General features: G+C 71.5%; 6 protein-coding genes. 3 read left to right on the plus strand and 3 right to left on the minus strand.

Annotation, left to right across the window (positions count from 1 at the left end):
- Window positions 1-347: 347 nt before the first annotated feature.
- The gene (locus ABEA26_RS31090) at window positions 348-635 is read left to right on the plus strand and encodes a DUF6355 family natural product biosynthesis protein (protein ID WP_345596794.1); all 288 of its coding nucleotides are present in this window, start codon (window positions 348-350) and stop codon (window positions 633-635) included.
- A 63-nt stretch (window positions 636-698) separates the two neighbouring features.
- Here ABEA26_RS31090 and ABEA26_RS31095 read toward each other — a convergent pair whose 3' ends face one another.
- The gene (locus tag ABEA26_RS31095) at window positions 699-2426 is read right to left on the minus strand and encodes a serine/threonine-protein kinase (RefSeq protein WP_345596796.1); all 1728 of its coding nucleotides are present in this window, start codon (window positions 2424-2426) and stop codon (window positions 699-701) included.
- Between the two features lie 107 nt (window positions 2427-2533).
- A complete protein-coding gene (locus ABEA26_RS31100; RefSeq protein ID WP_345596798.1) occupies window positions 2534-3382 on the minus strand; it encodes a menaquinone biosynthetic enzyme MqnA/MqnD family protein in 849 nt (282 codons plus the stop codon).
- A 291-nt stretch (window positions 3383-3673) separates the two neighbouring features.
- On the opposite strand from ABEA26_RS31100, the gene ABEA26_RS31105 reads away from it, so the two are divergent.
- Window positions 3674-3877 carry a cold-shock protein gene (locus ABEA26_RS31105; protein ID WP_030813734.1) on the plus strand — a complete coding sequence of 68 codons (204 nt, stop codon included), beginning with the start codon at window positions 3674-3676 and terminating at the stop codon, window positions 3875-3877.
- A gap of 113 nt (window positions 3878-3990) precedes the next feature.
- Complete coding sequence (locus ABEA26_RS31110; protein ID WP_345596799.1) at window positions 3991-4707, plus strand: class I SAM-dependent DNA methyltransferase; 717 nt, start codon at window positions 3991-3993, stop codon at window positions 4705-4707.
- A gap of 26 nt (window positions 4708-4733) precedes the next feature.
- Here ABEA26_RS31110 and ABEA26_RS31115 read toward each other — a convergent pair whose 3' ends face one another.
- Window positions 4734-6662, minus strand: a complete 1929-nt coding sequence (locus ABEA26_RS31115) for an AMP-dependent synthetase/ligase (RefSeq protein WP_345596800.1) — start codon at window positions 6660-6662, stop codon at window positions 4734-4736.
- Window positions 6663-7063: the final 401 nt, after the last annotated feature.

A 7063-nucleotide genomic window follows, 5' to 3' on the forward strand; every position in this document is an offset into this window, starting at 1 on the left:
GGGGAGGGACCACTGGAGCGAACCAACGCTATCCAAAGGGCTGGTGCGGACACCAGAAGGACATCCGTCGAGGCCGCTCCGCGAGCACTCGCACTCGCACTCGCACTCGCACTCGCACTCGCACTCGCACTCGGCAGGGTCGGCACACCCGCTTCCGGCCCGGCGTACGAGGAACCGGCGAAGACCAGCCGCTCGGCGCAGAAGCGAATCGATTCGTCGGGTGAACGGTGCCGCTGAGGACCGGAACGGCTGCTCCGAGCTGCCACTCTCGGGCGTCGACACCGGATCGGCCGGCACACGATCGCCGCTCCGGACTCCCGTCCCTGTCCTACTGTTTGGAGCTCCCCTTGCGTCTTCGTCGTATCGTGACCGGTGCCCTCGGCTCCGTCGCTCTCCTTCTCGCATCCGCCGGCGCGGTCACCATGAGCGCCGGTCCGGCCGCGGCGAACCCCTGCGGCTTCTACGAGACCCACTCCGACGCCTACTACAACCACTGCACCTCGGACGGCTCACGCATCGTCATCGAGATCGACGACTGGGGTCCGAACAGCGAGAAGTGTGTGGGACCGGGCGTGACCTGGATCGGCTCCAGTTCCGACATCGGCGGTGCCTGGTACACCGGCCGTACGTGCTGATCCAGGTGGTGTGACGACCGGCTGACCGTCGGCACCCACCAGCGCGCCGGTGGGTGCCGACGGCTACTCGACCTTCGACAGCCGCGCCTTCGGCCGCCCCGACCCCTTGCTGTCGGACTGGTACTGGAGGTCGTCGCCGACCGGGCTGATGCGGACGGCGTGGAGGGTCTGGACGCAGACCCCGCGGTTGCCCTCGGCGCCCACGGCGCTCGTGACGACCTCCTTCTCCGTCACCTTCTTCAGCGTCAGTACGTCGTCGCAGATGCCGCCCAGGAGGTCGGTGTGGCGCAGAGTGCCCAGTTCCTCGCCCACCTCGGCCTCGCGGACGGTCAGGCGGAAGGTGCCGAGCGGCAGGTTGCCGTCGACCGAGACGGCCTGGCCCTCCCAGGTGCCGACGTAACGCTGCGGGACGGCGCGGGGCGAGGAGGGGGCGTGGGTGGCGGTGTCACCGGTTCCCGGGGTCTTCTCTCCGCCCTGGCCCGGCAGCAGGTCCAGGACGAAGACCGACCCGACCGTCACCGCCGCCAGTGCTCCCGCCACCGCGAGGGCCACGGTGCAGCTGAACCGCCGGCCACGTCCGGCGACGCCTCGTGTGGAGGTCGCCGCGACGGAGAGGGCGAGCCTGTCCGGTGCGGGGTCGCCGTCCCTCGGCCCGGGCACGGGCCCGCCCTGCGAGGGCATCACCGGCGGTGGTCCGAAGGCACCGACGGTGGGCTCCGACGCACCCACCGCACCCGCCGCTCCCGCCACTGCCTCCCCTCCCTCCGTGACGGACGGGCGGCTGAACCCCAGCGGGCCCGAGGCCGGGCCCGCCGCCCATTCCGAGGCCGGTCCCGGGACCGGGTCCGGGCCCGCCGCCCGCTCCGGTGACCGCTGCGCCGCCTCCAGGTTCAGCAGTTGCACGGCGCTCCGGCTGACCTGCTCCACCAGCGCCCCCGGCAGCCAGCCGCCGGAGACGAGCCGCGCCGCACCGTCGGGTGCGAGGCGCCGGGCCAGGTCACCGGGGGTCGGGCGGGCGGCCGGGTCCTTGGCCAGGCACGCCGCCACCAGCTCCCGTATCCCTGTCCCGCCGTTCGTCTCCCCGTCCAGGGCGCCGAGCTGGGGCTCCTCGTGGACGACCTTGTAGAGGAGCGCGGCCGACGAGTCCCCCGGGAAGGGCGGCACGCCCATCGCCGCGAAGGCGAGGACGGCGCCCAGCGAGAACACGTCCGCGGCGCCCGTGACGCCCTTGCCGAGGATCTGCTCGGGCGACATGTAGCCGGGCGAACCGATCGAGACGCCCGTCGAGGTCAGGGAGGCGGTGCCGTCCGTGGCGCGGGCGATGCCGAAGTCGATCAGGAGGGGGCCGTCGAGGGTCAGCAGTACGTTGGACGGCTTCACGTCCCGGTGGACCAGGCCCAACTCGTGCACCGCCGCCAGCGCCTCGCCCAGGCCCGCACCGAGCGCCCGTACCGAATGGGCCGGCAGCGGGCCGTGGGCCGCGACGGCCGCCGTCAGGGACGGACCGGCCGCGTACGCCGTGGCGACCCATGGCACGCGCGCCTCGGGGTCCGCGTCCAGTACGGGCGCGGTCCAGTCGGCGCCCACCCGGCGCGCGGCCTCCACCTCGCGCCGGAACCGGGCCCGGAACTCCTCGTCGAGCGCGAAGTGCGGATGCACGATCTTCACGGCGACCGTGCGGCCGCCGGCGCTGCGGCCCAGGTAGACCCGGCCCATACCGCCGGAGCCCAGTCGGCCGAGCAGCCGGTAGGGCCCCACGGCGGTGGGTTCGTCGACATCGAGCGGCTGCATGGCGTCCACCTCTCCCCCGTACGCCGGCCAGTGCCTGCCGGTACCTTCCGGTACCTGTGCAGGGTAGTGGGCAGCCTGCCCGGAACCCCGTGCGAATGCCGTACGCGTCAGGGCTGGAGCAGGTCCACCTTCACGTCCGCCGGGAAACCGGTGCTCGGGCCCACCCGGCGGGCGAACTCGGCGACCGCCTCCAGCTGCGGGGCGCCAAGGCGGAAGTCGAGCGTGGTGAAGTACTTCGCGAGGGTCTCCTCGTCGAAGGCCTCCCAGCGGGCCGCCTGCTCGGCGACCTTGCCGACCTCCTCCAGGGAGAGGTTGCGGGAGGCGAGGAAGGCCTCGTGCACCTTGCGGGTGATGACCGGCTCGCGCTCGGCGTAGTCGCGCCGGGCCGCCCAGACCGCGAAGACGAACGGCAGACCCGTCCACTCCTTCCACAGCGCGCCCAGGTCGTGCACTTCGAGGCCGTAGCGCGGGCCGTCGATCATGTTCGCGCGCAGGGCCGCGTCGCCGATGAGGACGGCCGCGTCGGCCTCCTGCATCATCAGGCTCAGGTCCGGCGGGCAGCTGTAGTAGTCGGGCTGGACGCCGAACCGATCGGCCAGCAGCAGCTGGGCGAGGCGGACGGAGGTGCGCGAAGTCGACCCGAGGGCCACCCGGGCCCCGTCCAGCCGGTCCAGCGGAACCTGCGAGACGATCACGCACGACATCACCGGGCCGTCGCAGCCGACGGCGATGTCGGGGAAGGCGACCAGATCGTCGGCGTTCTTGAGGAATTCGACCAGGGTGACGGGACCGATGTCGAGATCGCCCTGCACCAGCTGCTCGCTGAGCTTCTCCGGGGTGTCCTTCGTCAGCTCGAAGTCGAGGAGCGTGCCTGTTCTCGCGAGCCCCCAGTACAGAGGCAGGCAGTTCAGGAACTGGATGTGGCCGACGCGCGGCCGGGTGCGAGAATTGTCCACATCGCGAGGCTAGCCCTCCCCCGGTAACCGCCCGCCGCCGACCCCCGGCGTCAGCCGAACGGCGCAGGTGTTCAAACATTCGGGTGAAGTGATCTTGGCCTCTGTTGCGCTCGGGGCCCTGCGTGCTAGGCTCACAGCAAGTTGCAGTTTGGTTTCCCTTGCAGTACAGAGCCTGCGGAGCATGTGACCGCGGGCTCTCGTCGTTCCTAGACATATGCAGTTGTGCAGAATTCCAGTCTTCACACTTGCTGGTTCTGGAGCAGGGCAACCCTTTGGGCCCAAGGAGGGCTTATGGCTACCGGAACCGTGAAGTGGTTCAACGCCGAAAAGGGCTTTGGATTCATCGCCCAGGAAGGCGGCGGCCCCGACGTCTTCGTCCACTACTCCGCGATCAATGCGACCGGCTTCCGGTCCCTCGAGGAGAACCAGCAGGTGAACTTCGACGTCACGCAGGGCCCGAAGGGTCCGCAGGCGGAGAATGTCACTCCTGTCTGATTGACAGCAGTACCCAAGGAGCCCCGTGCCGACTTCGGCGACGGGGCTCCTGCCCTTTGGACGCATTCCCGGTGACGCATCCGGTTGTCGGTGCCCGCCGCTAGGGTCCCGCCATGACCGACGACACCGCCCGCGACACCGCCCCCCGCCGCACCGGCTCCCTGGACACCGGCCCCGAGGACACCCCCGCCCTGGACACCGACTTCCTGGACACCACCCGGGCCTTCTACGACACCATCGCCGAGGACTACGCCGACCGCTTCCGTTCCGCGGGCGCCGGCGGTCCGCTCGACCGGGCGCTGATGGGCGCCTTCGCCGAGCTGGTGGGGCCACAGGGGCAGGTGGCCGACCTCGGCTGCGGTCCCGGCCGGGTCACCGCCCACCTCGCCTCGCTGGGCCTGCGGGTCCTCGGCCTCGACCTCTCCGCCTCGATGCTCGCGATCGCCCGCCGCGAGCACCCGGACCTGCGGTTCGCGCAGGGCTCCATGCTGGAGCTGGACCTGCCCGACGGCGCCCTCGCGGGAGCGGTCTCCTGGTACTCGTCGATCCACACGCCGTGGGAGCGACTGCCGGACCTCTTCGGGGAGGTGCGGCGGGTCCTGGCCCCGGGCGGTCATCTGCTCCTCGCCTTCCAGGCCGGCGACGAGCCCCTCCGGCTCGACCGCCCCTTCGGCCACCCGGTCGCCCTGGACTGCGAACGGCGGCGGCCCGAGGCGATGGCGGAGCTGCTGGAGAAGGCCGGGTTCACCGTCCTGTCCCGAACGGTGCGGGTGCAGGAGGAGGACACCTCCTCGAAGGTCCCGCAGGCCTGCCTGATCGCCCGCCGCTGACTGCCGGACAGTGACCGCCTGGTGGTCTACGTCTCGTACAGCGCCTCGACCGCCCCCGCGAAGTCCCGCATGATCTCCTCGCGCCGCAGCTTCATCGAGGGGGTCAGGTGGCCCTCCCACTCGGTGAAGTCCCTCGGCAGGACGGCGAAGCGGCGGATGGACTCCGGGCGGGAGACCAGTTTGTTGGCCTCGTCGACCGCGCGCTGGAGCACCGCCAGGACCTCCTCGTCATCGGTCAGCAGCTCCGGCGGCACCGGGTGCTTGCCGTTCATGCGCCGCCAGTGGGTGAGCCCGTCGGGGTCGAGGGTGAGCAGGGCCGTGACGTACGGGCGGCGGTCGCCCAGGACAATGCACTGGGATATCAGGGGGTGCGAGCGCAGCCAGTCCTCCAGCGGGGCCGGGGCCACGCTCTTGCCGCCCGCGGTGATCAGCATCTCCTTCTTGCGGCCGGTGATCGTCAGATAGCCCTCGTCGTCCAGGCTGCCGATGTCGCCGGTGGCGAACCAGCCGTCGGGGGCGGCCGGGACGACGCCGCCCGCCCGGGTGTCCCAGTAACCATGCAGGACCTGGCCTCCGGCGATGAGGATCTCGCCGTCGGCTGCGATGCGGACGCGGGTGCCGGGCAGTGGCCAGCCGACCGTGCCGAGGCGCGGCTTCAGCGGGGGCGTCACCGTCGCCGCCGCCGTCGTCTCGGTGAGGCCGTAGCCCTCGAAGATCTCGATGCCGGCCCCGGCGTAGAAGGCGGCCAGGCGGCGGCCGAGCGGGGACCCGCCGCAGATGACGTGGCGGACCCGGCCGCCCATGGCGTTGCGGATCTTGCGGAAGACCAACGGGTCGTAGATGGAGCGGGCGGTCTTCAGGCCGCGGCCCGGGCCGCCGCTCGCGCCCGTCTGGCGGTCCTCCTTGGCCTCGCCGTAGCGCACCGCCACCGAGACGGCGCGGTCGAAGGACGAGGCCCGGCCGCCCGACTCGGCCTTGGCGCGGGCGGTGTTGAAGATCTTCTCCAGCATGTACGGAATGGTCAGGAGGCAGGTCGGGCGGAAGCCCGCCAGATCCGGGAGCAGGTCCCGCGGTTTCAGGCTCGGCGCGTGGCCGAGCCGGACCCGGGCGCGGACGCAGGCCACGGCGACCATGCGGCCGAAGACGTGGGACATCGGGAGGAAGAGCAGGATGGAGGGCTCCTCGCCCGTCTTCGCCTTGAAGACGGGGTAGAGCAGCTCGATCGCGTTGTCCACCTCGGCGAAGAAGTTGCCGTGGGTCAGCGCGCAGCCCTTCGGGCGGCCCGTGGTGCCCGAGGTGTAGATCAGGGTGGCGAGCGTGCTCGGGCTCAGCATGCCCCGGCGGACCTCCACCTCCGCGTCCGGCACCCGCGCGCCCAGCTCCGCCAGCCGCTCGACGTGCCCCTTCTCCATGACCCACAGGTTCTTGAGGTCGGGCATGCGGTCCAGCTCGGGACCGAGGGACGCGGCCTGCGCGGTGGTCTCGGTGACCAGGGTGACCGCGCCGGAGTCCTGGAGGATCCAGCGGGTCTGGAAGAGGGAGGAGGTCGGGTAGACGGGGACGGTGACCAGGCCGGCCGCCCACGCCGCGAAGTCCAGCAGCGTCCACTCGTACGTCGTCCGGGCCATGATCGCGATGCGGTCGCCCGGCGCCATACCCTCGGCGATCATGCCCTTGGCCACCGCCAGCACCTGCTCCGCGAACCCGGCGGCCGTCACGTCGGACCAGCCCCCGTCCGGCGACCTGCGGCTGAGGACCACCTGGCCCGGAACGGCGGCCGCGTTGTCGAAGGGCAGATCGGCGAGGGAGCCGCGGCGCACCGGCGGCGCGAGCGGTGGTACGTACGCCTCCCGTACGGCCCCGTCCAGCCGCCGTGTCTCGGGCGCCACCAGGGTGGGGCCGGGCGAGTCGGCGTAACCGGCGGATGCGGCGAAGGAGGGAAGCGGGGTGGACACGGGCGGCTCCTGGGACGTGCGGCGGCGACGACTGCTTGCGCCGTCACCGCTGTCACTGTTGTCACTGCTCTGCTGCATGGACGTACGTGCTTCATGAGGTTTGCGCCTCATCGCGTACGTGCCTCATGACGTACGTGCCTCATGACGTACGTGCCTCGCGCGCCGACGTGCTCATCGCCGGGCGCCGAGGCGTTCTTCGTTCATCGCCGGGTTCCTCGGACATGGGTCACCGGCGGTCGGTCCCGGGATCGTACGGCCCCCTCGTGGGGAGTTGGTGCGGGTTCCGGGACGGTCCCGCGCTGGGGGTGTGCAGTCCCTTGGGTTACCTGCCAGTAAGTCCTATTCGTTCCGGTACGACCGCGCCACCCCGGCCACTCGCCGCGCAGGACCTCGTTTCACCC

Source organism: Streptomyces marokkonensis (assembly GCF_039539045.1).
GTDB classification, from domain to species: domain Bacteria; phylum Actinomycetota; class Actinomycetes; order Streptomycetales; family Streptomycetaceae; genus Streptomyces; species Streptomyces marokkonensis.